The sequence below is a fragment of the Klebsiella sp. 141240 genome (assembly GCF_050600805.1).
GTDB lineage: Bacteria > Pseudomonadota > Gammaproteobacteria > Enterobacterales > Enterobacteriaceae > Klebsiella > Klebsiella aerogenes.
On sequence record NZ_JAQIRK010000001.1, the window covers coordinates 375910 to 401139 of the forward strand.

22 protein-coding genes are annotated in these 25230 nt (G+C 53.7%); 8 read left to right on the forward strand and 14 right to left on the reverse strand.

Annotation, left to right across the window (positions count from 1 at the left end):
- Window positions 1-19: 19 nt before the first annotated feature.
- The gene (iroN, locus tag PGQ95_RS01785; protein ID WP_015703473.1) at window positions 20-2194 is read right to left on the reverse strand and encodes a siderophore salmochelin receptor IroN; all 2175 of its coding nucleotides are present in this window, start codon (window positions 2192-2194) and stop codon (window positions 20-22) included.
- Window positions 2195-2726: 532 nt separating this feature from the next.
- Between iroN and PGQ95_RS01790 the strand changes: the two genes are divergently transcribed.
- Complete coding sequence (locus PGQ95_RS01790; protein WP_308957728.1) at window positions 2727-3221, forward strand: M15 family metallopeptidase; 495 nt, start codon at window positions 2727-2729, stop codon at window positions 3219-3221.
- Window positions 3222-3251: 30 nt separating this feature from the next.
- Entirely contained in the window at window positions 3252-4034 is a 783-nt protein-coding gene (locus PGQ95_RS01795) for a hypothetical protein (protein WP_213793586.1), read from the forward strand.
- A 107-nt stretch (window positions 4035-4141) separates the two neighbouring features.
- On the opposite strand, the gene PGQ95_RS01800 is transcribed toward PGQ95_RS01795, so the two are convergent.
- From PGQ95_RS01800 to PGQ95_RS01815, 4 genes are read right to left on the reverse strand one after another with little or no spacing between them, the layout of a single operon-like run.
- Window positions 4142-4699 (reverse strand): DJ-1/PfpI family protein, encoded by a 558-nt coding sequence (locus PGQ95_RS01800; RefSeq protein WP_015369700.1) that lies wholly within the window; start codon window positions 4697-4699, stop codon window positions 4142-4144.
- Window positions 4700-4721: 22 nt separating this feature from the next.
- On the reverse strand, window positions 4722-5912 hold the full coding sequence (locus PGQ95_RS01805; RefSeq protein ID WP_430916811.1) for a glycoside hydrolase family 88 protein: 1191 nt from the start codon (window positions 5910-5912) through the stop codon (window positions 4722-4724).
- 13 nt (window positions 5913-5925) lie between these two features.
- Window positions 5926-7206 carry an oligosaccharide MFS transporter gene (locus PGQ95_RS01810; RefSeq protein ID WP_015369698.1) on the reverse strand — a complete coding sequence of 427 codons (1281 nt, stop codon included), beginning with the start codon at window positions 7204-7206 and terminating at the stop codon, window positions 5926-5928.
- A complete protein-coding gene (locus tag PGQ95_RS01815; RefSeq protein ID WP_430916813.1) occupies window positions 7203-9041 on the reverse strand; it encodes a DUF2264 domain-containing protein in 1839 nt (612 codons plus the stop codon). Before PGQ95_RS01815 ends, PGQ95_RS01810 begins: the two co-directional genes overlap by 4 nt.
- A 229-nt stretch (window positions 9042-9270) precedes the next feature.
- Here PGQ95_RS01815 and PGQ95_RS01820 point away from each other — a divergent pair, with 229 nt between their 5' ends.
- Window positions 9271-10125 carry an AraC family transcriptional regulator gene (locus PGQ95_RS01820; RefSeq protein WP_015369696.1) on the forward strand — a complete coding sequence of 285 codons (855 nt, stop codon included), beginning with the start codon at window positions 9271-9273 and terminating at the stop codon, window positions 10123-10125.
- 1 nt (window position 10126) lies between these two features.
- On the opposite strand, the gene PGQ95_RS01825 is transcribed toward PGQ95_RS01820, so the two are convergent.
- The 4 genes from PGQ95_RS01825 to PGQ95_RS01840 form a co-directional block, all read right to left on the reverse strand.
- Window positions 10127-11536, reverse strand: a complete 1410-nt coding sequence (locus PGQ95_RS01825) for a purine-cytosine permease family protein (protein ID WP_101706077.1) — start codon at window positions 11534-11536, stop codon at window positions 10127-10129.
- Between the two features lie 344 nt (window positions 11537-11880).
- Window positions 11881-12306 carry a YidB family protein gene (locus PGQ95_RS01830; RefSeq protein ID WP_430916926.1) on the reverse strand — a complete coding sequence of 142 codons (426 nt, stop codon included), beginning with the start codon at window positions 12304-12306 and terminating at the stop codon, window positions 11881-11883.
- A gap of 14 nt (window positions 12307-12320) precedes the next feature.
- Window positions 12321-12770: a peptidoglycan-binding protein LysM gene (gene lysM / locus PGQ95_RS01835; RefSeq protein WP_015369692.1), complete on the reverse strand. Its 450-nt coding sequence runs from the start codon at window positions 12768-12770 to the stop codon at window positions 12321-12323.
- A gap of 54 nt (window positions 12771-12824) precedes the next feature.
- Entirely contained in the window at window positions 12825-13721 is an 897-nt protein-coding gene (locus PGQ95_RS01840) for a LysR family transcriptional regulator (RefSeq protein ID WP_087859798.1), read from the reverse strand.
- 98 nt (window positions 13722-13819) lie between these two features.
- Here PGQ95_RS01840 and PGQ95_RS01845 point away from each other — a divergent pair, with 98 nt between their 5' ends.
- Together PGQ95_RS01845 and PGQ95_RS01850 are read left to right on the forward strand one after the other, a co-directional pair.
- Window positions 13820-14422 carry a short chain dehydrogenase gene (locus PGQ95_RS01845; protein ID WP_271032116.1) on the forward strand — a complete coding sequence of 201 codons (603 nt, stop codon included), beginning with the start codon at window positions 13820-13822 and terminating at the stop codon, window positions 14420-14422.
- Between the two features lie 549 nt (window positions 14423-14971).
- Window positions 14972-16375 carry a purine-cytosine permease family protein gene (locus tag PGQ95_RS01850; RefSeq protein ID WP_308957733.1) on the forward strand — a complete coding sequence of 468 codons (1404 nt, stop codon included), beginning with the start codon at window positions 14972-14974 and terminating at the stop codon, window positions 16373-16375.
- 41 nt (window positions 16376-16416) lie between these two features.
- Here PGQ95_RS01850 and argE read toward each other — a convergent pair whose 3' ends face one another.
- The 5 genes from argE to PGQ95_RS01875 form a co-directional block, all read right to left on the reverse strand.
- Window positions 16417-17565, reverse strand: a complete 1149-nt coding sequence (gene argE, locus PGQ95_RS01855; RefSeq protein ID WP_430916816.1) for an acetylornithine deacetylase — start codon at window positions 17563-17565, stop codon at window positions 16417-16419.
- Window positions 17558-18232: a DUF1028 domain-containing protein gene (locus PGQ95_RS01860; protein WP_015703481.1), complete on the reverse strand. Its 675-nt coding sequence runs from the start codon at window positions 18230-18232 to the stop codon at window positions 17558-17560. The genes argE and PGQ95_RS01860 overlap by 8 nt, the downstream gene beginning before the upstream one ends.
- 9 nt (window positions 18233-18241) lie before the next feature.
- Window positions 18242-18664: a RidA family protein gene (locus PGQ95_RS01865; protein ID WP_087859803.1), complete on the reverse strand. Its 423-nt coding sequence runs from the start codon at window positions 18662-18664 to the stop codon at window positions 18242-18244.
- Between the two features lie 28 nt (window positions 18665-18692).
- Window positions 18693-19958 (reverse strand): flavin-containing monooxygenase, encoded by a 1266-nt coding sequence (locus PGQ95_RS01870; protein WP_430916818.1) that lies wholly within the window; start codon window positions 19956-19958, stop codon window positions 18693-18695.
- A gap of 311 nt (window positions 19959-20269) precedes the next feature.
- Window positions 20270-21199 carry a LysR substrate-binding domain-containing protein gene (locus PGQ95_RS01875; RefSeq protein ID WP_015703484.1) on the reverse strand — a complete coding sequence of 310 codons (930 nt, stop codon included), beginning with the start codon at window positions 21197-21199 and terminating at the stop codon, window positions 20270-20272.
- A gap of 631 nt (window positions 21200-21830) precedes the next feature.
- On the opposite strand from PGQ95_RS01875, the gene PGQ95_RS01880 reads away from it, so the two are divergent.
- The 3 genes from PGQ95_RS01880 to PGQ95_RS01890 all read left to right on the forward strand — a co-directional run bounded on the left by PGQ95_RS01880 (window position 21831) and on the right by PGQ95_RS01890 (window position 25102).
- Entirely contained in the window at window positions 21831-23339 is a 1509-nt protein-coding gene (locus tag PGQ95_RS01880) for an aldehyde dehydrogenase (protein ID WP_430916820.1), read from the forward strand.
- Window positions 23336-24718: an aspartate aminotransferase family protein gene (locus PGQ95_RS01885; RefSeq protein WP_108684040.1), complete on the forward strand. Its 1383-nt coding sequence runs from the start codon at window positions 23336-23338 to the stop codon at window positions 24716-24718. The genes PGQ95_RS01880 and PGQ95_RS01885 overlap by 4 nt, the downstream gene beginning before the upstream one ends.
- A gap of 195 nt (window positions 24719-24913) precedes the next feature.
- Complete coding sequence (locus tag PGQ95_RS01890) at window positions 24914-25102, forward strand: hypothetical protein (protein ID WP_047078357.1); 189 nt, start codon at window positions 24914-24916, stop codon at window positions 25100-25102.
- Window positions 25103-25230: the final 128 nt, after the last annotated feature.

Consider the following 25230-nt stretch of genomic DNA (forward strand, 5'->3'; position numbering starts at 1 on the left):
TATACTGATGACGATGCGATCAGAATGTCGCCGTCACTCCGGCATAATAGGCCCGACCGGGTTCGTTATAGGTATTCGCCCCTTCGGATGAACGATAGATCTGTTTATCGAAGATATTGCTGACCCCCACGTTCAGACGCAGATTTTTATTAATATCGTAATTAAAGTTGGTACCAACCAGCGAATAAGCCCCCAGCTCTTTACCCGACAGGCCGCCGGTATCTTCGCTGCGCGACTCCGCATGGGTACGCGGTTTTTGTCTACCATACAGCGTCCAGTTGACGCTGGCGGAAAATGCCTGGGTAATCGTCCAGTCCAGGGAGTTGTTGATGGTGTATTTCGGAATAACCGAGAGCGGATTGCCGGTATCTTTTTGTTCCGAGGTAATCATGTAAGTGGCGTTGGTATTCCATTTCAGACGATCCTTCACCAGCGGGAACGCCATACTGGCTTCAATGCCGTCCACTAACGCTTTACCGCCGTTCTGCCACTGGAGGATATAAGCGCCGGAAGCGGTTTGCCCGATAATATCATCGCCGGCCACAATCTTATTCTGATAATCGTTACGGAAATAAGTCACGCTGGCATGATAATCGTCGAGGGCAAACTCCAGGCCGATCTCTTTATTCACGCTGATTTCCGGATCGAGATCTTTATTACCAATCAGGTAGCAGCCGCCTGAAGTAATATCTTTAGGGCAACCGTTGCCTTTCGAATAGAGCAGATAGCCTTCGCTGGATTGATAGAGGTTTGGCGCTTTAAAGGTTCTGGCAATCCCGGCTTTAATTTTGAAGTAATCACCTAATTCCTGCGACAGGTTCAGGCTGGGGCTAAAGTTGCCGCCGGACTCATTAAGATAATCAAAACGCAGGCCGGGAATAATATTGGTTCCGGGCGTCGGTTCAATATTATCTTCAAAATAGATGGCGCTAATTTGTGAATGATTTTTACTGCTGCGATCCGCCGCTGAACCGGGAATACCGCCAATGTTATTATCATTTACCGATAAACCAGTGGAAGAGGGATCGTCAAGCTCATCGCGGTTCCACTCCGCGCCAACGGTCAGAGTCTGATCGACCCATAGATCCAGCGGAATATTGAGTTCGCCGCTGGTGCGCCAGGAGGTCAGGCGGTTAGTGGTGAATTTCTCATCCGCCGAAATACGCCCTTCGCCGCCGCCGGATAAACCTTCATCCATACGGGTGTTATTGGTTTTTTCGTAATAGACTCCAAAGCGGCTTTGCCCCCAATCCCAGACCCCATTATGGGTAATACCGTAATTCTGCCGATACAGGCGGTTAGTCTCTGCGCCAGATTTCGCCAGGCTTTCGGTCACCGCGCTGGAAGAGCTATTTTGCGTATCGCCGGCGTAGATATTACCCTGACGGCTATATCCTGCTTCAAAATCGAGAATTTGCTGCGGATTCACTTTCCAGGAGACGACGCCGTTAATATCTTTGTTGCGTACCCCTTCGTGGCCGGCGGCGTTTTTCGTCCCCGCGGAAGAGTTAATATCCCAGCTGTCGGCATCGGTTTTATTCAGGTTGCCGTACAAACGCATCGTCAACGCATCGCCGGCCAGCGGCCCGCTCAGGCTAAAGTTGGCGCGTCGGGTGGCCCCTTCATCGCTGCTTTCCGGTTGGTTGGTGTATAACGAGAGCGAGCCATGCCAGTCATTGGTTGGGCGTTTAGTAATGATATTCACCACCCCGCCCGCCGCGCCGGAGCCATAGCGCGCCGCCGCCGGGCCGCGAATGACTTCGATACGTTCAACCTGTTCCGGCGGTACCCAGTTAGTATCGCCGCGGGTATCACGCTCGCCGCGCCAGCTATAGCGTACGGAGTTACGCGAGGTCACCGGGACGCCATCAATGAGGATCAAGGTATTTTCCGGCCCCATACCGCGAATATCGATTTGGCGGTTATTACCGCGGGTGCCTGACGCGCTGTTGCCGGTGAGGTTCACCCCCGGCATTTTGCGAATAATATCGGAGAGGTCGTTGACCGGAGGGTCCTTTTTAATATCTTCGCTGGTAATAATTGAAACGCCCGGCTGCTGCTTAAGTACTTGTTCTGCGGTGGCTTCAACGACCAGCGTTTCATCGCTATCGTCGGAAGATTTGGCGGCGGATAGCGGGCTATTCAGCCCTACCACAAGCGCGGTGAGCGGCCAGAGGATCTTGTTAATTCTCATACCTATTCCCTAATTCATGCCTAACTTAAAGTGGTTGTTCGTTAAGCTCACATCCTTGCCAGGTATTAATATTGTTATTATGTTTTTATTATGAGAATGATAATTAATATCATTTAAGTGAGATTAAGGCAATCCTTGAATTGGTAAAGTGATGGGGTTTGGTACGAGCATGGTTAGTAGAAGCTGGTAGGTACACATCGACTTAAAGTCGATGTAGGGAGAGGTACCTGGTACCTCTCCCTCTCAGTACGAACCACAAATCATCTATTAAATCAGGGCATTGCTATAAAAGGCCTTTGATAGATTGTTTAACAAAAAAGATTAATCAATCAATTAAACTGGATACCTACTTACTAATAGATGAATAGACTAACATAATTAGAAAACCGAGATGAAAAAATAAAAAAACATCACTTACATTAGATTTAAAACAAATATTTCAAACACCCTACCAAATCTAGTGGATAATGAAAGGATTTACTCTATTTTAATTATATCTACCTGCTCATATCATTTGCACCTGGAGCGCGCTATGCCAATATTTACTTATCACCACCCCTTGTTTGGCAAGGTAACGTATAAAACAGCCCATGAGGAAAAAGTATTTGGCGATCGTATAATTTTCACTAAAGGATTAAACGAAAAGGATATTCAGTACGTTACTATTCCAGAATTAAAAAACATTAAAAATGTAAGCAGTACTTTTCTTTTTCATGTGAAAGGCCATGAACAGTTAAAATTAGCATTTTCAGAGATACACAGCGCAGGTCTTATTCATATTATAAAAGAGTTAGGGGCCCCATATTATGCAAGGCTTCGCAAACCAACGAGCGGCATCTATAGTAGCAAACCGTCTAATCATGCTTTTGGTATTGCGCTCGATATTAATCCTAATGATGGAGGAAATGGAATAAGTAGCTCACCGTTGTCAAACATTTTTATAAAACACGGATTTACTTGGGGTAACACTTTTACGGCAAAAGATCCTATGCACTATGAAATAAATGAATTCATTTTTCAAAATTAAACACAGCCTGCAAGGGTGGCACACATAAAAATGAAAAAAAATACTAGTCTTGTTTTGATCAATGCGATTTTGATACTTTCCGGTTGTACACAATACACACCGCAAAATCTCAATGCACATTCCGACCTTAATGAAATGCAATTTATATCAAAAAACAACAGGATAGAGGATGATCTCGGGAGGTTATATAAACAATGTAAAGGCATAGACAAAAACGGTAAAGAGTACTTAACGAACTGGAGTGCCACAAGTCTCATTTTATTTCCAACCGGTATAACTGGGGTAAATAAAATCGACACAGGACCAGTTAAAAAGGACTCTTATACTGCGATTGAAAAATCCGGAGCAAAAGCCAAAGCGGTTCTCACTGGCATATTTGATGGTGGTGTAAACTATAATAGTGCATACCGTTATAATGCTGAAGTCAACCAAGTAATATCATTACAAACATCAACATTAAAATTTAACAAGCCGGCTGGGGACTATATAACCAAACATTCAAATTGTAATTTCGCTTATCTAAACACCCTCTATAAAGGAACTGCATTTATTGAAGTGTTGAAAGAAGTCTCATCGGATACCGGAGGCGGAAATGAAGCGGCCTTTCGTATCGATGGCTCATATTATCAATCAGACTCCGCGAATAGATTTATTACTGGTTTTATTTTATTTGAGCTAGCGGATATCAGCCCTGATGAGCTGGAAATGCTTTCTTCAATGAAGCCTAGTCCGGATCTTATCGGCGCTCTAAATGCCAAAGAAGTGAGTGAATTAAAAAATATTTACCCTGAACTTAAAATTGACATCAAGTGATGTTGGCACCAAATCCAGGAAAAAGCGAACACATCGTAACTTCCTCTTTTACATTTAAAAAAATCTGCAGGCCGCCATTATTATTTTGGAAGCCTGCAGATCTTGTTCTACCACGGATAATAAATATGTTCCGCCTGTTCGCGCGCCGGCGCTTCATCGCCCTGTAACCGCGCCGCCAGGGTGAAAGCAAAATCAAATACCTTGCCCAACCCCCGGCCGCTGAGCAGATTGCCGTCTTCCACGACGTCGGCATCCACGTACACGCCATCGCTCACCTGCTGCCAAAGATCGCCGGAACAGACATAGCGACGCCCCTTCAGCAGCCCATTGCCGCCCAGCACGCGGGCGGCGGCGGAGCAAATCGGGCAGATATATTTACCCGCTTCATCGTGGCGGCGAACGAAGGCAATGACCTCCGCGCTTTTCGCCAGATTAACACTGCCTTCCGGGCCTCCCGGCAACACCACGGCATCAAAGGTTTGATCGAAGCTGGCCTTCAGGGTGCTATCCGCTATCATCGGGATAGCGTGGTAGCTCACCACTTCGCGACTCTCGCCGCAGGCAATTGTCTGCACCGCAATATTCAGACGGCGCAGGATATCGATAGTGACTATCGCTTCCCCCTCTTCAAACCCGGGGGCTAATAACACGGCTACGCTTTTCATCTCGCTCTCCATTCCTTGAGGGTTACCAGTACGGGTACCAAATCTGTCGCAGCCGCGCCAGCAGCTCAAGATAGAAATAGTCCCCCCAGCTACAGCATTGATCGACGCCCTTGCCGCTGCCCATGTGATATACCGAGTGCTGCAGCAACCCTTCGGTCGGTGTGTCGTCGTGGGCCAGGTAGTTGTCGGTCAGCGACAGCGCAATGCGCAGCGCCATCTCTTCGTAATACGCGCGGTTGGCGTCGAGCGTTGGCAACGCCTTGACCAGCTCCAGCAGGCCGCAGGCGGCAATCGCCGCCGCCGAACTGTCGCGCACGGCATCGGTGCCGAGCAACGCCAGATCCCAATGGCAGACATCATCTTCCGGCAGGCGGTTGAGGAAGTAGTGCGCCAGGCTGCGCGACAGCTCAACCATCTGCTTATCGCCAGTGTGCTGATAGCTCAGCAGGAAACCGTAAATGCCCCACGCCTGGCCGCGCGACCAGCATGAGGTATCGCTGTAGCCCTGATGGGTGTTACCAAAGCGCGGCTCGCCGGTCTGCACATCCATATAGTAGGTGTGATAAGTCGAAGCGTCTTCACGCACGATATAATTCGCCGCCTGCCCGGCGTGGGCCGTTGCCGCCTGCGCGTAGCGCGGGTCGCCGGTCTGCTCGCTGGCCCAGTACAGCAGCGGCAGGTTCATATTGCAGTCGATGATCATTCGCCCCTGCTGCTCCGGATCGTTTAAGTCGCCCCACGCCTGGATAATTTTGGCCGTCGAGTTAAAACGCTCCATCAGGCGCTCGGCAGCCAGCAGCGCCGACTGGCGAGCGGCTTCATTGCCGGTGAGCCGCCAGGCGCTGATGCAGGAGAGCGAATAAAGGAAGCCGAGGTCGTGAGTCGCGGTGTCGATACGCTGCTCAATACGCCGGGCGAACGACGGTAAATAGCGCTCGGCGGCTTCGCGGTAGTGCGCTTTGCCGGTCATCTCCCACGCCAGCCACAGCTGGCCCGGCCAAAAACTGGTGGTCCACTCTACGTTATCGGTACGCGGCCAGATGCCGTTTTCACAAGCTTCGCCGGGGAACTTATCGCCGAAGGCAACGATATTTTTGTCCAGCTTGCGCGTCACGCGGGCCAGCGCGTCTTCCAGCTTCTGGCTCAACGCCAGGCGGTCGACCTGATGCAGTTCTATCGGCCGCAGCGCTTCGGTGATAACAGATTTGGTCATAACAACTCCTGAATTAATGTTTGGCCGGTTCAACCGAGGCGGTATCTAAAGCCGGAGTAAAGGGTCGTGAGGCATCGCGCTTCGACTGGCAGCGCGATAGCGTAAAAGCGGAAATCAGCGTAAACGTCAGGGCGCAGCAGCCCATCAGCAGATAGGTATGCTCAAAGCCGATTTTGTCGTACAGGTAACCCGCCGGCGGCGCGACCACAATCGACCCGACGTAAATCATTGCCTGGTAACCCAGCAGGTACATCGTGGCGTTAACCCGACGATGGAAGTGTTCGGCGATGTATTTGAAAACTGAAATCAGCAGCAGCGCGATCTCAACGCCGTAAAAAGGTTTGATAATGGAGATGACAATCGGGTCGTTGGTCAAGCCGGAGGCAATCAGCCGCGCCCCCACCACGCAGCCGCAGAACAGCAGGCCGCGCTTGGCGCCATAATGGTTCACCAGCCACGGGATAAACATCATCATCACAAACTCCATCCCCGACTGGACGGTACTCAGATAGCCATACCAGGCGTTGCCCTGCTCTTTGGTGGCAAAGAACGAGACGAAATAGCGCGGGAACTGCTGCTCGGCGATGAACATCATCCACGCGACTCCGGCGACGTAGAGGCTGAACATCCAGAATTTGCGATTTTTCAGCAGCATCAACACATCGGCAAAGACTATCTTATTCGCGGAAATGACGTTGTTATTGCGCAGCTGCTCATCACCGATTTTGAGGCTAATCAGCACCAGCAGCATCAGTACCGAGGTGCCGCTGCTGAGCAAAAAGTTAGCCAGCGGCGTGAAGTTAAACAGCAGTCCGGAGACCGAAGCCGCCATCGCCCAGCCCAGCGAACCCCACATTCTGATGCGGCCGAACTCCAGTCCGTACAGGCGGCTAAAGCGGTCGGCGTAAGATTCGGAAGCCGCCACCCCGGCGTACCAGCCAAGGCTCAAATACAGCGCGCCGATGATAATCCCCAGCGTCGCGTGGCTTTGCAGCAGCGGCTGGTACACCAGCGCGAAGAACGGCGCCATCAGCGCGGAAATGGCGCAGACAAAATAGAGCAGCCACTTGCTCATGCCAATTTTGTCCATGATGTAGCCGTACACCGGTTTCAGGACCACCGCGAAAACGCCATTAATGGCGAACACGCTGCCGATGGTAATGCTATCGAGGCCTACCTTCTGGCTCAGCCACAGCGCGTACAGGCCAAAACTGGATGACCAGGTGAAGAAGTAGAGAAAAATAAAGGTACTCATTTTGTACTGCGCGGCGCGTACGGACGATGATGTGCTCATAGCGATGCCTCCGGGGCCAGAACGAGCGTCGTTTCTTGTCGTGCCGTCACGAAGCGTACCGCGTCATCGCTAATGAAGGCCTGTGGGCAGTGTTGCGGTTCGAAGTCAGCGGCATTCCCCGCCCATACCGCGCTTACCAGGCAATGCGTCCCCGCATCGAGCTCGCCGCGCAGCACCGGCACCGCCGCACGTTCAGCAAACAACAGATTGCTGTTCGGCGGCGTCAGCACCGTCTCGCCGCGGCGGGCGTGCGGATGTAAACAGAAAATCGCCGAGATATCGCGGGCGTTGCGTAAGCAGCAGGCGCCGTCACTCTCTTGCGCCTGCGGCAGCGGACGATTCGCCAGGCTAAAGCCGCCTTCCGCGCAATCCAGCGCGCGCTGGGTAGTTATGCGATGGACGCGCAGCTGCCAGTCGCCCCGCGCCAGTAGCCAGCTATCAATCACCACGTCGCGCCACGGCAGCCAGCGGCTGTAAATAGTGCCATCAGCGGTGACCACCTGCTGGCATTCGCGGCGGCCGCGCCAGTAGTTATCCTTTTCGGCCAGCAGCAGCATCGAATCGGGAGCGGCATGGTTCAACCCGTAGCGCCCCCGCTCAATGGTGAAACCAAAGCGGGTGGAGTAGGCAAATTTGCAGTATTTCGCCTCGGTATTAACGAAGTTGTTCAGCTCCAGCTGGCCGGAAGTTAGCATCCACAGGTGATCGGCCTGATGTACCAGCACCTGATCCGCATGAGCTATTGTGTGCTGCGCGGGCAGCGGCGGCAGAGGCAACTCAGCCGCCTGCCAGAAGGCGTCGCCCTCGCCTAACGCCAGCACCAGCATGGTTTTCAGCCCCCAGTACGGTGAACCCGGCGCGTTGTAATCTTCCGCCATCGCCAGGTTCGGGTAGCTGTAGCCAACGCTCAGTACGCCGTCGCGGTCGAACATCGGCTGCTTCAGCCACCAGCGCAGGTGGCGCAACACGATGCCTTTCATCACGCCCGGCGAAAAGACTTCCAGCCCGGCGAAGGCCGCCGCGCTCCAGAACGCCGCTTCGGCAAAGCGATAGGTCAGACTACGGCCGAACGGGATCGCCGCGCCGTCATCGGCAAAGAAATGGATGAAGTCAGAGGAGAAACGCGCGGCCCGCTGACGCAGTTCCGCACAACGTCGCGGATCGACATCGGCCATCAGCTTCGCGTAAATCAGGCCATAGAAATGGAAACCCATCGAGATGTAGTAGTCGCGCGGTCGGCCCGGGCCATCCGAGTACCAGCCATCGCCGAGGTAGTAACGTTCCATGGCGGTGAAATGATCTTCCCGCGCCTGCGGATTGGTCGGCATACCGCAATAATGAAAGCCAACCTGCACCAGAATCGGAAAGAAGTGCCAGTTATTATCCGGGATATCCTGGGTCTCGCACTGCTTTAACCAGCGCCATAAATTCTCTTTTTCCACAGCGTTGAAGTGCGCCAGTACGGTTTTTCCCGCCAACGCCAGCAATAGTCCGTAAGCCGCCATCTCGACAATGCGTTGATCGTAAGGCGCGACTTCGCCCCAGTAATCGGCATGCTGCGGATTGGTGCCGTTTTTTATCGCCTGTAAATAGAAGGAGAAATACTGCGGCTCGCTGCCGCCAGCCAACAGCGGCGTCACACCCCACAGCAGCCGGGAAAAGGTTTCCATGCTCGCGACCTGCTGGCCGTAGTGAGCGGTGAAGTTCGCTAAATCAATGCGGCTGGCGTCGTTTTTAAAATAAGGCGCCACCGCGTTCAACATTTCATTGACCAGCCGTAGCACCTCTTCCCGGCTTATCAGTGGGTTATCCAGATGAATGTTTTCAGGTTGCACAGGGTCCTCCCGTATAACACGAGGATAGAGGTAAGTTATTGTTATTAGGCTTTTATCAAGCCACGTGTGCGACGTCTGGATGAAGAGTAACCGCTTTTATTCCCGGCGCTGAGTGAGCGGACTCACAAAATTAAACCGCCATTTCATTTTTGCTGGATTTTGTCGACCGCGCGGAGGATAAATTGCAAATGATGGCGTAAAAATTTAAATCTGTTGTCCTGGAGGCAAAATGGGCGAAGCGCAACTGCTGGAACGTATTACGCTCGATCGGCAGGCCATTTCGTTTAATCGCATGTATACCACCAGCGTGCTTTACTACCACTGGCATCAATGCGTTGAATTGCTTTATATTTCCAGCGGCTACGGCATCGTGGTGGTGGATAACCAGCACTACACCGCCCGTCCTGGGCGATTATTTATCTTCCCGCCCTTCCGTTTGCACAAAGTGCAGGTCGATCATAGCGATAAAAATCCTTATCACCGCACCACCATGCACATTGAGCAGTCGGTCGTTGAGAGCGCGCTCAGCGCTTTCCCGCGCCATCAGGCCCAGTTCGCAGCGCTGGCCGCCAGCAATCTGCCGGCGCAAATTTACGACCTCAGCGAGCACGCGGCATTTATCGAAAGGATCCTTGAACAGTTTCAGCGTCTGGAGGATAACGAGCAGACCACCGCCTGCGAGGTGGCGTTTTTGATGATGCAGCTGATGACGTTTCTACCCGAGCAGCCGCAACGCTACCCGCCGCGCCAGCAGACCGTCGCCTCGCGGATTATGAACTGGATCGAAGCCCACTATGCCAGCAAGTTTTCTCTTGACCAGCTGGCTTGCGACCTCGGACTTTCGCGCAGCTACACCTCGCGGGTTTTTCGTCAGCAGACCGGCGGCAATATCCATGAATATTTGCTCACCCGGCGAATAAAACGCAGTTGCGATCTGCTACGTAATAGCGATGAGAGCATTGATGCCATCGCATTAGCGGTGGGATTTGGCGAGGTGACCTACTTCATTACCTGTTTTAAAAAGATGATGCGCCAGACGCCGCTGCAGTACCGTAAGGCCAGCCAGCGGCGCTCCGCTTTATAACTTAATCCATCGCCTGCTTGAGGCCAACCTGACGGCGACGCCAGGCGCTATCGCGGCTCGCCAGCCAATAGTACAGCGGCGAGGTTACCAGCAGGCCAACCAGCCAGGAGAGATCGGCGCCGTTAAACCACGCCGAGACCGGGCCGACGTACAGCGGGGTATTCATAAACGGGATCTGCACCAGGATGCCGATGGCGTAGGCCAGCAGCGCGTGCGGGTTGTAACGGCCATAGATGCCGCCATCCACCTGAAATATCGAGTTAATATCGTAGTTGCCCTTGTGAATGGCGTAGAAATCGATCAGGTTAATCGCGGTCCACGGCACCAGCACCACCAGCAGAGCCAGAACGAGATCGATAAAGTGGCTGATAAAGTCCGCCGAGGCGAAGATCGCCGCCACCACACAGCAAATAAGCACGATAACCGACAGCAGCGCCCGGCTGCGGCTGCCGGGGATCCAGCGCCACAGGAAGGTTTGCACCAGGGTTATCACCGACATCACCGCGCCATAAAGATTAAGCGCGTTATGGCTGATGACGCTCAGCAGGAAGAGTACCAGCATCAACGGGCCGATCGCGCCGGTCGCCAGCTTTACCGCATCCATGGTTTCCAGCCCCACCGGCGTCGCCAGCACCGCTACCGCGCCGAAAATAAACGACAGACTGGAACCGAGCGTCGAGCCAAGATAGGTGGTCCAGAACGTCGCGGCGACGGGCACATCCGCCGGCAGGTAGCGCGAATAATCAGAAACATACGGGGCGAAGGCGATCTGCCACAACGCCGCCAGCGACACGGTAGCCAGCCAGCCCGAGAAGGAAAACCCGCCGCGGGTTAAGAAATCGGCGGTATGCAGATGCGTGAAGATGTAGCCAAAGCCGACCATAATGCCGATGCCCAGCACCCAGGTGCCGATTCGGTTGAGAATGTGAATACATCGGTAGCCGATAATGCCAATCACGCAGGATCCCACCGCGCCGATCACGATCCCCACCGGCAGTGGGACGGCAGGGGCGATACCGTGCAGCGACTGCCCGGCCAGCACGATGTTCGAGGCAAAGAAACCGACGTACATCACCCCGGCGATCGCCACCACCAGCAGCGAACCAAAAGATCCAAACTGCGCGCGGCTCTGGATCATCTGCGGGATCCCCATCTGCGGCCCCTGCGCCGAGTGCAGCGCCATCAGCGCCCCGCCAACCAGATGGCCGACTAAAATCGCAGCGATCCCCCACAGCAGATTCAGATGAAAGATCTGTACCCCCAGGGCGCCTGTAACGATCGGCAGCGGCGCGATGTTGCCGCCAAACCACAGGGTAAAGAGATCGCGGGTTTTACCGTGGCGATCTTCTGGCGGAATATAGCCAATGGTGTGCTTCTCAATAAGCGGCGGCGATGATTCTTTGGTCGGCATAGCATTCTCCAAAGTCAGGAACCATTAATAATGGTTGTGATGTGCAGGTGTTTTTATGTTTTGGAGATAATGCGCATTATTTAGCGAAAGGGTAAATTACTTTGTTTATGGCTACAGGAAATAAAAAAACTAATTAGCCCGGCAGAACGCCGATAAATATCATAAAAATTTATCATAACCGTTCCGGTAAGATTAAATAATGATATTTTCAACGCAGCGGTAAGTTGTCAATTAGTAATCCAGAATAAATAATCGCGACGCGGTGAATTTATGGCGGATAATAAAATACGGGCCGTTATTCAGGCCCGTATTATGTGATAAGTTAAAACTCAAACGGCAAGCGTTTAACTAAATAACTTACCTTTCAGTAGATTAAGCCCTGCGGAGACCAGGTCGCCCTGGGCCGGCGCTTCGCCCTGCGGCGACAGGCCATCGACGATTTTTGGCAGGTATTCCGCAATCAGCGATGAGGCGGTTTGCGAATCAACGCCCAGTTTGGCGCCGAGATCCTGCAGCGCAGGCGAGCCGAACACCGAGGTAATCTGATCGCTGTTCACCGACATATTACTCTGCTGACTAAGCCACGACTCGACGATTTCACCTAAGCCGCCGTTGCGGAATTTTTCCAGAATCCCCTGGATACCGCCCTGCTGTTCAATCCAGGCCATGATCGCCTGAAGTTGTTCAGCCTTGCCAGCCTGCCCGCCAAGCACGCCGCCGATTTGATCTAATAATCCCATTACAGACTCCATCAAAACGTTGCTATTAATCCCTGATTCACGGCTTACTTCGCCGGGATAATCAGCACCTGCCCCGGATAGATCTTATCGGGATGCTTCAGCATCGGTTTATTGGCTTCAAAAATACGCTGATAGTCATTGGCGGAGCCATACATCGCTTTCGAGATGGCGCTGAGGGTATCACCGGATTTAACCGTATAGTAACGGCTTTCCGCTCCGCTCTGCGTCACAGTAACGCTATCGTTGACCTGGCCAATCCCGGTTACGTTACCTACCGCCACCAGAATTTTTTCCTTATCTTCCTGTGAACCGACGTCGCCCGTTACCGTCGCGGTACCATCGTCCGCTACGGCAATATTGACCTTTTCGGCACCAGGCAGGTTAAGACTATCAATATGTTTTTTCAGCTTGTCAGCCTGATCTTCCTTGCTGGAGCCGGACACGGCATCCCAGATCTTCTCGCCCGCTTCTTTCACAAAACTTAATAATCCCATCTATCCATACCTCCATTACTGTTTCACGATGAATGCTTTCATCAGACACGATAATCATAGCTTATAAATACCGTTCACTTCCTTTAACAAATGCTCGACGAAACGGGTAAGTTTTGGTAACGGGCGCAGATCCTGGCGCCACAGCAGGTGTATCGGCCTCGGTTCCGGGGTGTAATTTTGCAAAATACGCACCAGTCGGCCATTGGCTAAGTCTTCCGCCAGCAGCACTTCCGGCTGCAATAACAGCCCGGCGCCGGCCACCGCCGCCATACGCAGCGCGTAGCCATCGTTGCAGCGCAGCACCGCGTCGCGCTTCCAGCGCACCTCTTCCGCAGCGCCCGGCAGCCGCCACTCGTTGCGCGCGGTCCACACCGTATGCGAAAGACACTGATGCCCGGCTAAATCAGCGGGGGTTTGCGGGGTGCCGTGGCGCGCCAGATAATCCGGCGCCGCGCAGATCGCCATACGATAGGGAGCGAGATATTTCGCCACCAGATCGGTACGCTGGATGTCGCCGATGCGAATCGCCAGATCGATTCCCTCATCTACCAGGTCCACCATGCGGTTCGTCAAATCAAGCTCGACGCGTACCTCCGGCCAGGCCTGCAGAAAGGAGGCGGTCAGCGGCGCGATAATGCTGGCGCCGAAAGAAACCGGCGCGCTCACCCGTAGCGTACCGGCAGGGGCCAGCCGTAACCTTTCAACCGAACGCTCGGCATTCGCCACCTGCTCTAGTACCCGTCGGGCCTCGTCAAAATAGACTCGCCCGGCATCGGTCAGGCTTTGCCGACGGGTATTTCGCTCCAGCAGGCGGGTACCGAGCTGGCCCTCAAGTAAGGCGATATATTTGCCGACCATCACCGCCGATATTTCGAGACGCGCCGCCGCGCCGGTGAAGCTACCGCACTCCACCACCGCGACAAACGTCTCCATTCCACGCAGTTTGTCCATATTACAAACTCCTGGTTAGTAATCATCTAACTTTTAGCCAGTTTATCCGACAATCGATTAATTAAAGAATAGAGGCTCACTTCACTGAGGAGTTTGCGATGAAAATTATCGTTATTGGCGCCAGCGGTACCGTTGGCCGCGCGGTTGCGGAAGAACTGAGCCGCCAACATGAGGTTATCCGCGTTGGCCGCACCCACGGCGACGAGCAGGTTGATATCACCTCGCAGCACAGCGTGCAGGCGCTGTTCGAGAAAATTGGCCCGGTCGATGCCATCGTCTCAGCAACCGGTAGTTTGTACTTTGGCCCGCTAAGCACGATGACCGACCGCGATTTTGACCAAGGGCTGCAGGATAAACTGCTGGGGCAGATTCGCCTCGCCCTCACCGGCCAGCATTATCTTAACGATGGCGGTTCCATCACCCTTATCAGCGGCATCGTCGCCGATGAACCCATCGCTCAAGGGGTGAATGCCAGCACCGTTAACGCCGGACTGGCCGGCTTCGTTCGCGCCGCCGCCTGTGAATTACCGCGTGGGATCCGCATTAACCTGATAAGCCCCACCGTGCTCAGTGAATCCGTCGAAGCCTATGACGGCTTTTTCCCCGGTTTCGCCAGCGTACCGGCCGCAGCGGTGGCGCAGGCCTACCGTCGCAGCGTCGAAGGGATCCAAAGCGGGCGGGTTTATAAAGTCGGTTATTAATTATTTTCGGGCAGGATGTCGCATTCCTGCCCTTATATTGATTATCTGTTGGTTATTGTGAAGTGCCTCGCATAACGCCCTTTTCCCTATTATTTGTATGACTTTAGGTTACTCAATACGACAATTCTAATGTCATGATGTATCAGCTAATTATTTTATTTCCCCATTATTTTATGGGGTCAAACATCTATCTTATTAGACCATAATAAAAACAGGGAATTGTTATTTCTCCCTACGGTTCATCATTCTAATCCCTTCGCAATATGGCAGAGTTTTATCTGCCCGATAAAAAACCATCAGCGGGTTTGCCAGTAAAAAATTAAGCACGAAGCATAAAACTCTAAAAAAAACTAAACGCACAAATGCAGCGTTTTTCCAGCGCCGGGTAAAGCATTTTTTTTATATCCAGCACCGATATTTTTTGTCATTTCGCAAATGATACAGAGTTGTAAAAATGGTGAATGAAATGTTGTGATGAGTAGATTAGCTGTACTCCTCATTGAAATATCACTCTTACGCTGATGAAGACCAAAATAATGAGAGAGCACCATGACAAAACATCAATCTGTTAATGTCGAGAATCTTGAAAGTAATACCATCAGACCTATCCCCTTAAATATGCGTCACGGCAAACCAGGCGATCTCTTTACCATTTGGTTTGGCTCCAACATTATGTTGTTAACGGTCATCACCGGCGCGATGTCGGTGACGATTTTTCATCTTTCCTTTTTATGGTCAGTGATTGCGCTATTTATCGGCAGCCTGGTCGGCGGGCTCTTTATGGCGCTGCATTCGGCGCAGGGGCCAAAACTCGGGGTGCCGCAAATGGTCCAGACCAAGGGGCAATTTGGCTCCTATGGTTCGGTACTGGTGGTCTCCATCGTCGTACTGATGTATATCGGCTTTACCGCCTCCAGTCTGGTGCTCGGCGGGCAGTCGATGCACGCGATTTATCAGCCGATGAACTCGGACATCGGGATTATCGTGGTCGGCGCGCTAAGCCTGTTCGCCACCATCTTTGGCTATAAGATCATCCACTCCTACGCGCGGATCATGTCGTGGATTTCCGGCATCGTACTGGCGGCAACCTTCGTGTGGATAGTCTTCATCCACGGCCTGCCGGGCGACTTTGTCGACCGCGGCGGCTTCAACATCGTCGGTTTCCTCGGCGCCGTCTCTATCGCCGCGCTCTGGCAGCTGGCCTATGCGCCGTATGTCTCTGACTATTCCCGCTATATGCCCTACAGCACCAACGATAAAAGCGTCTTTTACGCCAGCTATTTTGGCTGCATTCTCGGCTCCTATTTGCCGATGGTGCTCGGGGTACTGGTGGCGATTTGTATCGGTAATGACGATATTATTCAAGGGATTATGGATCTGACCGGCAGCATGGGGGCGATAGTGATTATCGTACTGGCGCTGGGGATCGCCGCCACCAACTCGATGATGCTGTACTGCGGCGTACTCTGTACCCTGACGCTCGGCCAGACCTTTATCGACGGCTGGTCGCCGATGGCGCGGGCACGCATTATCACCGCTATTTTGACCATGCTGCTGGAGATATTCCTCGCCATCTATGGCCAGGAAAATTTCCTGTTAATCTACACTAACTTTATTACCGTGCTGCTGTATGTGCTGGTGCCGTGGACGGCAATTAATCTGGTCGATTATTATTTAGTGGCCCACGGCGAATATCACGTTGAATCGTTCTTTAAACGCGATGGCGGTATTTACGGTTACTTTAATGCAACGGCAATATCCTGCTATATCCTCGGTATTCTGGTCGAAGTACCGTTTATGTCGACCTCAATTTATACCGGGCCAATCGCCCTCTCCTTCGGCGGCGCAGATCTCTCCTGGATTATAGGTTTATTGGTGGTCTCACCGGTCTATTATTATTTCTCGAAAGCGAAGAGTGTTAAAAGCATGGCTTTTGCTAAAGAGAAGATTTAAAGCCCACAAGAAAGCGCGCCGCCTTTGCGGCGCGCCGGCGTTTAAGCTGACATCCAGCGGCAGAGGTTTTTCAACATCTGCGCGCACCTTTCCAACTGCGCCTCGCTAACAAATTCATCCGCCTTATGCCCCTGCTCCATGCTCCCCGGGCCACAAACAAGCGTGGCCACGCCGGCCTCATCAAACAATCCGCCTTCGGTGCCAAAAGCAACCGTTGAAAAATCCTCGCATTCGGCCCACTGCGCCAGCCAGCCGGCGAACGCCGACTGCGGGTCGCTCAGCAGGCCGGGATACTGGCTGAGCGGTTGAAAGCTAATAGCCGATCCCGCCGCCTTCGCGCGCATTTTTGGCAACAACTCGCCTTCGGCATACGCCTGCAGCGAGGCCAGCGCATCATCGACCGACACATCCGGTAAATGGCGAATTTCAAAATCGAACTGACAGTACTGCGGTACAATATTCAACGCCGCGCCGCCCTTAATCACCCCCACCTGCAGGGTGCTGAAAGGCGGATCGAAACGCGAATCCTTGCGAAGCGCAAGCTGCTCGCCCAGCTCGTCCAGGCGGCCAATCAGCTTTGCCGCCCAGGCAATCGCATTCACGCCATCAGGCGCATAAGCGGAGTGGCAAGCGTGGCCGTGAACATCGCAGCGCATCGCCAGCTTCCCCTTGTGACCATAGACCGGGCGCATCTCCGTCGGCTCGCCGATAATGCACATCGCCGGTTTCTCTGTCGACGCCTGCAGATGGGCGACCAAGCTGCGTACGCCAAGACATCCCACCTCTTCATCGTAGGAAAAAGCCAAGTGCAGCGGCATGCGTAGCGGTTGGGCGAGAAAATCAGGAATGGCGGCCAGTACACAGGCGAGGAAGCCTTTCATATCGGCGCTACCGCGGCCGTAGCAGCGGCCATCGCGTTGCGTGAGGGCAAAAGGGGGAACCGTCCATGGCTGGCCGTCAACCGGCACCACGTCGGTGTGGCCGGACAGCATAACGCCGCCGGGCCCCGCAGGGCCCAGTCGTGCATAGAGATTAGCTTTTCTCCCTTCCGCATCATAAAAGCGCTGCGTTTCGATTGCGAAGCCGTGGAGATAATCGGCAATATCGTCGATCATCGCCAGGTTCGATTCGCGGCTGGTGGTGTCAAACGCCAGCAGCCGCGCCAGAATATCCTGTAATCGACTATTCATCGCCGGGTACTCCGTAACTGGGAGCCTCCCGCGGATCGAGAGCGCGCGTCACGTAAGCCTGCATTTGCGGTTCATAGGCCTGCCACAACGCCGCCAGCTCGCCAATCGGGTCCGTTTCACTCCAGTCAACGCGCAGATCCACCAGCGGCCAGGAGTAATCATCCACCACCTTTACCGCCGCCGAATGGACCGGCCCGGCCTCGCCGCCCTCTGCTACACCGGCCTGCAGCGCGGCAACCAGTCGCGTCGCCAGCTCGCCTTCGGTTTGCGAAAACGTTGCCGCCATCGCGGCAATCACCGCTTCAGATGCCAGCATATTACCGCCGGCGATACAGTTATCGCCCTGCACAACATGCCAGGTCCCCAGCGTTTTATCGCCGCTGAACCACGCGGTCTGGCCGCTGGCGTCGATGGCGATAATCTGCCGATAGCGGCTAAAATCATCTTCCGCCAGCGCCCGGCGCATCGCTTTCTCCGCCGTCAGCCCCTGCTCCATCTGCGCCAGAGTGAGTTGCCCCAGCGCCGGTAAGGTAATGTTCTGGCTCGATACCGCCCCTACCCCCGCCTGCAGCCACGGGCAGCGGGCGCCGACGGCAATGCTTGAAGAGCTGATCGCGATACCAAACTGCCCGCTTTCCGGGCAGCGTGCGGCAATCGAAAATGTCATTCTGCCTCCTTATTTCGCCACGTCATCAGGGATGACGGCGATAACATCGATTTCCATTAGCCACTGCGGCTGCGCCAGCGCGGAAATCACCAGCCCGGTGGAGATCGGGAACACGCCTTTTAGCCATTTTCCTACCTCCTGATAGACCGGTTCGCGATAGCGCGGATCGATAATATAGGTGGTGGTTTTGACGATATGCGACAGATCGCTACCCGCCTCTTCCAGTAGCTGTTTGACGTTTTTCATCGCCTGTTCCGCCTGCGCTCTAGGGTCGCCAAGGCCCACCAGATTGCCGGCAAAATCCGTCCCTACCTGGCCGCGAACGTAGACGGTATTACCGGCGCGCACCGCCTGACATAAATCATTGTCCAGCGTCTGATTAGGGTAAGTCTCTTTGGTATTGAACATCCGAATACGAGTATGGGTCGGCATAATGGTTATCCTGTTCAGTAAGTCATGATTAACGCTGGCTGGCGTCTTTGTACTGGCTATATTTACGGCGGGTAGCGATATGGTCGGCGATATGCTTCGCGTCGTGCCAGACGCCCCAGATAAAGGTTGATCCCCGGCGCGATAACCACGGCAGGCCGAGGAAGTAGACTCCCGGTTCGCTGGAGACGCCGCGCTGATGCTGAGGACGGCCCTGTTCGTTGAAAGCGTTGACGTTGAGCCAGCTGTAGTCCACCGCATAGCCGGTGGCCCAGATAATGGTGTTAATCCCCGCCTGCGCCAGATCGAGCGACAGGATCGGCGACGTCATGCAGTCCGGGTCCGCTAAGAATTGCCGTGCGGCGGGCTCTTCCGGTAAATCCAGGCCATTGGCGGCGATGTAAGCATCGGCGGCATCCAGCAGCGCCAGGTAGTTTTCATCGCCGAGACGAATATTTTCGACGAGATTATTTTTAAAGGAGACGGTGCCCCCAGCGAAGGATTCGGTGAGACCAACCAACGTGATACCGCGATGCGCCAGCTCGCGGAAATCAACCGTGTGGCCGCCGTGCGCGCCGCTAACCGCGATGGTAACGTGCTCTTTACCGGGTTCGCTGGCCGGCGCATCCCACAGGCCTAATACCCCCAGCCACCAGCAGAAGTCCCGGTTACGATAGGCGCGCGGCGGGCGGTCATGGGCGCCGACCGACAGATAAACCTTGCGGCCCGCGCGCTGCAGTTCATCGGCGATTTGCACGCCGGACGAGCCCGCGCCCACCACCAGCACCGCACCTTCCGGCAGTTGCTGCGGGTTGTAATATTTCGCCGAATGAATTTGATGGATGGCGCTGTCGCGCGGGGCGATCGGCGGAATAACCGGCTTCTGGAACGGCCCGGTCGCCGCGACAATATTCAGCGCTTCAATCACGCCGTCGGTGGTTTCAATGATAAACCCCGGACGACCGTGGTTACGCACCGCACTTTTGACTTCCACGCCGGTACGGACCGGAAGATTAAACTCGCGCACATAATCGACAAAGTATTGCGCAACATCATCCTTGGCAATAAAGGCATCGGGGTCGCCGCCTTTAAACTCCATGCCCGGAAAACGGTCATGCCACGCCGGGCCGTTCGCCACCAGCGAATCCCAGCGGCCGGTACGCCATGCTTCGGCAATGCGATTCTTTTCCACGACCAGATGCGAAATACCCTGTTTGCTCAGGTGCTCGCTCATAGCGATCCCGGCCTGCCCCCCGCCAACAACCAGCGTCTCGATTTGTATTTTTTCTACGGTCATATATGTGTCCTTCGGATGATGTTCTGCTCATGACCGAGGTTAATAAACCGTTATACACAGGTAAATTATTATAAATTTAGTACCTGAGAATAAAATAATGATGCAGCGGTCTCCCCCTGCCTTCAGGCCATTTCCGCCACGCGAATACGCAGTATTTATTTTTCAGGAACGGGATTTTGAAAGGAAAAATAACAATAGCTTTCGAGGCTCATGAAAATATCGTCAGAGCCTCGTTTTTTTATAAGCAATAAAACGTAGAAAATACCGCATGAATATATTTACCCGCGCTAATCGCGGGTAAATTTGCTCATTCAGGCGACTTTCACTTCTTGCTGCGGCGGGCTCAACACCGCATTGCGGCAATATTCCATAAACAGTTTGGTGGGTTTAGTCGGTTCACTACTGCGCAGGTGCGCCATTACCAGCGCCGAATTCGCCATCTCATCCTGAATTTCCACACAGCGAACCTGCTGGCCGTCATAGGTCATGTCATTCACCGGACGCGTTACCAGCACCGAGAAGCCCAGCCCTTGGCCGACCATGCAGCGCACCATCTCAATCGACGGCGAACTGTAGGCCACCTGCGGGTTGTAGCCCTTATCTTTGAAAATGCTGATGAAGTAGTTTTTGCTCGGCACCACATCCAACAGGATCATTGGCAGATTGCTCAGCTCCGACAGCCGCACGGCGTGCCGCTGGGCCAGCGGATGGTCCGCCGGTAACAACGCATAGGGCTTCTGCGGCGCGTTGAGGCTCTCGGTATAAATCGAGGTATCCAGTTCGAGGTCATAGAGAAAAGCCAAATCAAAACGCCCGCGGTGCAGGCCGTGAGCAATCTCGTGCTGCTCGCCGTCGTAAATTTTAATGGTGATTTCCGGATAAATTTTCTTAAACCCGGCCATCAACGATGGCATATACAGCGGCGCGGCGGTCTCGAAACAGCCGATGGAAATAATCCCGGAGACCAGCTCATTATCGGCCTTCGAGTTTTGCTCGAATTGATAAGAGAGCCGCAGCAGTTCTTTGGCTTTTTCATAAAAACGCTGCCCGCTCGGGGTCATTGATACCCCCTGGGCGTGGTGGCGAATAAAAAACTGCTGCTCAAACATATCTTCCAGCGTCTTCACGGCAATGGAAATTGACGGCTGCGCGATATGCAGCTGGCGTGAGGCTTCAGCAATACTTTCCGCCTCGACGACGGCAACAAAGTATTTGAGCTGTTTCAGGGTGAAATGGGGCATGTGATACCTTATTTTTTTATCATCAAGGAGGCAGGCTGGTTAGCTTTAAACGATGAATACCCTGGCCTGCAACCCTCTGCCGTGAAAAAGATCAACAATCCGACAGCGATCAGATTTTTACAGAAAATTAACAGACGCCTGGCGAGAAAACTGCGAGCGCCGGAGGATAATACTTCGGCCAGTATAAGCAGGATGAGAAAAAACAAGGCATATAACTACCTTATATTACAACGTATTAATTATGCTTACGCTCACTAAAACGCGCTGGTGAGGTCGAACGTTTCATCGTTATTCATTTTGCCTTAATTAGTATTTATGTTCTCAATATTTTTATTTGATAATATTTAATATTGCCAAAACCCACCGGGCCCCTTCGTTATAGAAAACGGACCGCAAATAAAAACTCTTTGCATTACAGCTTATTGAAAAATTGCACCTCCCCGATTTTTGAACGCCATCACAACGCACGACCTCCCGTCCTCGATCACAGAAAATCGCCAATCCTGACTAACAACGATTTTTATAGAGGTAGCCTCAATTTTTAGTCCTTTCTCGCCGCATTGGCCTCCTGCATCATGAACTCAAAGAAACAAATAAATAACAATTACGCAACATGCGAAGGAGAAGGTTCATGTCTGATAGAAACTTTTGGCAGCGCAGGCTGCAGGAGCAGCGCTTTATCAGCCACGCCATTATCGATGGTCAACCGTACGTCGCGAAAAGCCGTAAAGTCTGCCCCGCCATTAATCCAGCCAGCAATACGCTGCTGGCGGAAGTCACCTCGCTGCAGGCGGAAGATATCGATATTGCCGTCGCCTCCGCGCGCCGCGCGTTTACTTCCGGCGTCTGGTCGGGGCTGGCGCCGCAGGAGCGTAAACGCGCGCTGCTGCGCCTCTCGGCGCTGATCCTTCAACATCGCGAAGAGCTGGCGCTGCTGGAGAGCGTCAGCATGGGGAAACCGGTCAACGATGCGCTGAACATTGATGTACCCGGCGCCGCGCACATCCTCAGTTGGTATGCAGAAAGCGTAGATAAACTCTACGATGAAGTGGCTCCCGCCAGGCCCGGCGCGCTGGCGACCATTACCCGCCAGCCCATCGGCGTGGTTGCCGCCATCGTGCCGTGGAATTTCCCGCTCGACCTCGCCTCCTGGAAGTTGGGTCCAGCGCTGGCCGCCGGCAATAGCGTAATCCTCAAGCCCTCGGAAAACTCGCCGTTTAGCGCCCTGCGTCTGGGCGAACTGGCGCTGGAGGCCGGTATTCCGCCAGGCGTGCTTAACGTGGTGACCGGGCTGGGAACCGAAACCGGGAGCGCGCTGGGACTGCATCACGATATCGATGTCATCGCCTTCACCGGCTCAACCGCCGTCGGCAAAGCCTTTATGGCCTATTCGGCCCAGTCCAATCTGAAACAAGTATGGCTGGAGTGCGGCGGTAAGAGCGCCAATATCATCTTCGCCGACTGCCAGGATCTCGACCTGGCCGCTGAAAAAGCAGCCTTCGGCATCTGTTTTAATCAGGGCGAAGTCTGCTCGGCAAACTCCCGCCTGTTGGTTGAGCGCCCGATTTACGCGGCCTTCATTGCCAAACTACAGGAAAAAATGCAGGCCTGGGCTCCGGCGCATCCGCTCGAACCGCAAAGCCGCATGGGGGCCATGGTCAGCGCCGCCCATGCCGAAAAAGTGATGGCGGCTATCCGCCGCGCGCAAGACGAGGGCGCAACGCTGCTTACCGGCGGCCGTACGGTGGAAATAGACGGCGTCGCCAACTACGTTCAGCCGACGCTACTGACCGACGTGAACGAAGAGATGGCGCTGTGGAAAGAGGAAATTTTTGGCCCGGTGCTGGCGGTTTGCGCCTTCGATAGCGAGCAGGAGGCGGTCCATCTGGCGAATAACCATATCTATGCGCTGGCCGCCTCGCTGTGGACCGACAATCTGCACCGCGCCCATCGCGTCGCCGCGCAGTTGACCGCCGGAACGATCTCGGTAAATACCGTCGATGCGCTGGACGTCACCGTTCCCTTTGGCGGCAACAAACAGTCGGGCTTTGGCCGCGATCTGTCGCTGCACGCCTTTGATAAATTCACCAGCCTCAAAACCACCTGGTTTCAGTTTCAGCAGACAGGAGAGACGAAATGACTAATCCAAGCAATCAGAACCGTTCGACGTCCGATTACCAACATTCAGATGCGGCTCACCATATTCACGCCTTCCTGGATCAAAAAGCGCTGAACGCCGAAGGGGCGCGCGTCATGGTACGCGGCGAAGGACTTTACCTGTGGGACAACGACGGCAATAAATACCTCGATGGAATGTCCGGCCTGTGGTGTACCCAGTTGGGCTACAGCCGCCAGGATCTGGCGGACGCCGCCGCGGCGCAGTTTGCCAAACTGCCCTATTACAATATGTTCTTTCACACGACCCACCCGGCGGTGATTGAGCTTTCCGAGCTACTGTTCAGCCTGCTGCCGCCGCACTACAGCCATGCTATCTACACCAACTCCGGTTCGGAATCGAATGAAGTGCTGATTCGCACCGTTCGTCGCTACTGGCAGATCCTCGGTAAGCCGGAGAAAAAGGTGATGATTGGCCGCTGGAACGGCTATCACGGCTCCACGCTGGCGGCAAGCGGGCTCGGTGGCATGAAGTTCATGCATGAAATGGGCGGCGTGATCCCGGACGTGGCCCACATCGACGAACCCTACTGGTTTATGCACGGCGGCAACCTGACGCCGCAGGAGTTCGGCCTGCGCTGCGCCCGCCAGCTGGAAGAGAAAATCCTTGAGCTGGGCGCGGAAAACGTCGCCGGTTTTATCGCCGAGCCGTTCCAGGGCGCGGGTGGGATGATCTTCCCGCCGGAAAGCTACTGGCCGGAAATCCAACGTATCTGCCGGCAATATGACGTGCTGCTGTGCGCCGATGAGGTGATTGGCGGCTTTGGCCGTACCGGCGAGTGGTTTGCGCATCAGTACTTTGGTTTTGAACCGGATACGCTGTCGATTGCCAAGGGGCTAACCTCCGGTTACGTACCAATGGGCGGGCTGGTACTGAGCAAACGCATGGCGGAAGTGCTGGTGGAAAAAGGCGGCGTTTTCCCACACGGCCTGACCTATTCCGGCCACCCGGTGGCGGCCGCGGTGGCGATTGCCAACCTGAAAGCCTTACGCGATGAAAACCACGTTACCCGAGTTCGTACCGATAGCGGCCCCTATCTGCAAAAAACGCTGCGCGAAGTGTTTGAAAATCATCCGCTCATTGGCGAGGTGCAGGGAGCCGGGCTGGTGGCTGCCCTGCAGTTTGCTGAAGATAAAGCCACTCGCAAACGCTTTGCCAACGAGAACGAACTGGCCTGGCGCTGTCGCACCATCGGCTTTGAAGAAGGGGTGATTATTCGCTCGACGCTGGGGCGCATGATCATGGCGCCGGCGCTGATTGCCGGACATAGCGAACTCGATGAACTGGTTGAAAAAACCAAGCGTGCCGTTGACCGTACCGCTAAAGAGATTGGCCTGCTATAAGTCAATTACTTACTGCTTTTGATTATCTTTTAGCGGAGGCCTTCGGCCTCCGTTTTTACCTGCATTCCACTTAGCAGGGTTCCGGGTATCAGCAGACCGTCATGAGATGCGCTTTTAGAGCGTCGGCAAAAAAATGTTGATCTGATACGAACAAGCTTTTATTTTGCTGCTAGTTTTCAAACTGAGATGAAACTGATGCCTACTATTATCGCCAGTAGTATGAAAGAAGCTAAAGAACTTGTTAATGCCAGAAAGTACCGGGAAATAGTACTGAATTTCGATGTTGACGCTGATGATTTTTTCACCCTTGCAACAGCGCAGCATGACACCAAAATCACCATTGCAAACAAAAATAGCCACTCACCGGTTACATTAGAAAAATAATAAAACCCCTGAGGAAATCTTTATGTTGTTGTTTATTGGCACTATTGCTGTCGCTTTTCTCTCTTCCCTGATGCTCATCTGGCTTGACGATCGCATCGCCGAGCAAGAGTAAACCCTACCCCGATTTA

Coding starts and splice junctions, on each gene's coding strand:
- PGQ95_RS01795 (WP_213793586.1), top strand. CDS start 3,252: ATGAAAAAAAATACTAGTCTTGTTTTGATCAATGCGATTTTGATACTT.
- PGQ95_RS01805 (WP_430916811.1), bottom strand. CDS start 5,912: ATGACCAAATCTGTTATCACCGAAGCGCTGCGGCCGATAGAACTGCAT.
- PGQ95_RS01820 (WP_015369696.1), top strand. CDS start 9,271: ATGGGCGAAGCGCAACTGCTGGAACGTATTACGCTCGATCGGCAGGCC.
- PGQ95_RS01885 (WP_108684040.1), top strand. CDS start 23,336: ATGACTAATCCAAGCAATCAGAACCGTTCGACGTCCGATTACCAACAT.
- PGQ95_RS01790 (WP_308957728.1), top strand. CDS start 2,727: ATGCCAATATTTACTTATCACCACCCCTTGTTTGGCAAGGTAACGTAT.
- PGQ95_RS01875 (WP_015703484.1), bottom strand. CDS start 21,199: ATGCCCCATTTCACCCTGAAACAGCTCAAATACTTTGTTGCCGTCGTC.
- PGQ95_RS01850 (WP_308957733.1), top strand. CDS start 14,972: ATGACAAAACATCAATCTGTTAATGTCGAGAATCTTGAAAGTAATACC.
- PGQ95_RS01810 (WP_015369698.1), bottom strand. CDS start 7,206: ATGAGCACATCATCGTCCGTACGCGCCGCGCAGTACAAAATGAGTACC.
- argE (WP_430916816.1), bottom strand. CDS start 17,565: ATGAATAGTCGATTACAGGATATTCTGGCGCGGCTGCTGGCGTTTGAC.
- iroN (WP_015703473.1), bottom strand. CDS start 2,194: ATGAGAATTAACAAGATCCTCTGGCCGCTCACCGCGCTTGTGGTAGGG.
- PGQ95_RS01880 (WP_430916820.1), top strand. CDS start 21,831: ATGTCTGATAGAAACTTTTGGCAGCGCAGGCTGCAGGAGCAGCGCTTT.
- PGQ95_RS01825 (WP_101706077.1), bottom strand. CDS start 11,536: ATGCCGACCAAAGAATCATCGCCGCCGCTTATTGAGAAGCACACCATT.
- PGQ95_RS01840 (WP_087859798.1), bottom strand. CDS start 13,721: ATGGACAAACTGCGTGGAATGGAGACGTTTGTCGCGGTGGTGGAGTGC.
- lysM (WP_015369692.1), bottom strand. CDS start 12,770: ATGGGATTATTAAGTTTTGTGAAAGAAGCGGGCGAGAAGATCTGGGAT.
- PGQ95_RS01870 (WP_430916818.1), bottom strand. CDS start 19,958: ATGACCGTAGAAAAAATACAAATCGAGACGCTGGTTGTTGGCGGGGGG.
- PGQ95_RS01800 (WP_015369700.1), bottom strand. CDS start 4,699: ATGAAAAGCGTAGCCGTGTTATTAGCCCCCGGGTTTGAAGAGGGGGAA.
- PGQ95_RS01890 (WP_047078357.1), top strand. CDS start 24,914: ATGCCTACTATTATCGCCAGTAGTATGAAAGAAGCTAAAGAACTTGTT.
- PGQ95_RS01865 (WP_087859803.1), bottom strand. CDS start 18,664: ATGCCGACCCATACTCGTATTCGGATGTTCAATACCAAAGAGACTTAC.
- PGQ95_RS01860 (WP_015703481.1), bottom strand. CDS start 18,232: ATGACATTTTCGATTGCCGCACGCTGCCCGGAAAGCGGGCAGTTTGGT.
- PGQ95_RS01845 (WP_271032116.1), top strand. CDS start 13,820: ATGAAAATTATCGTTATTGGCGCCAGCGGTACCGTTGGCCGCGCGGTT.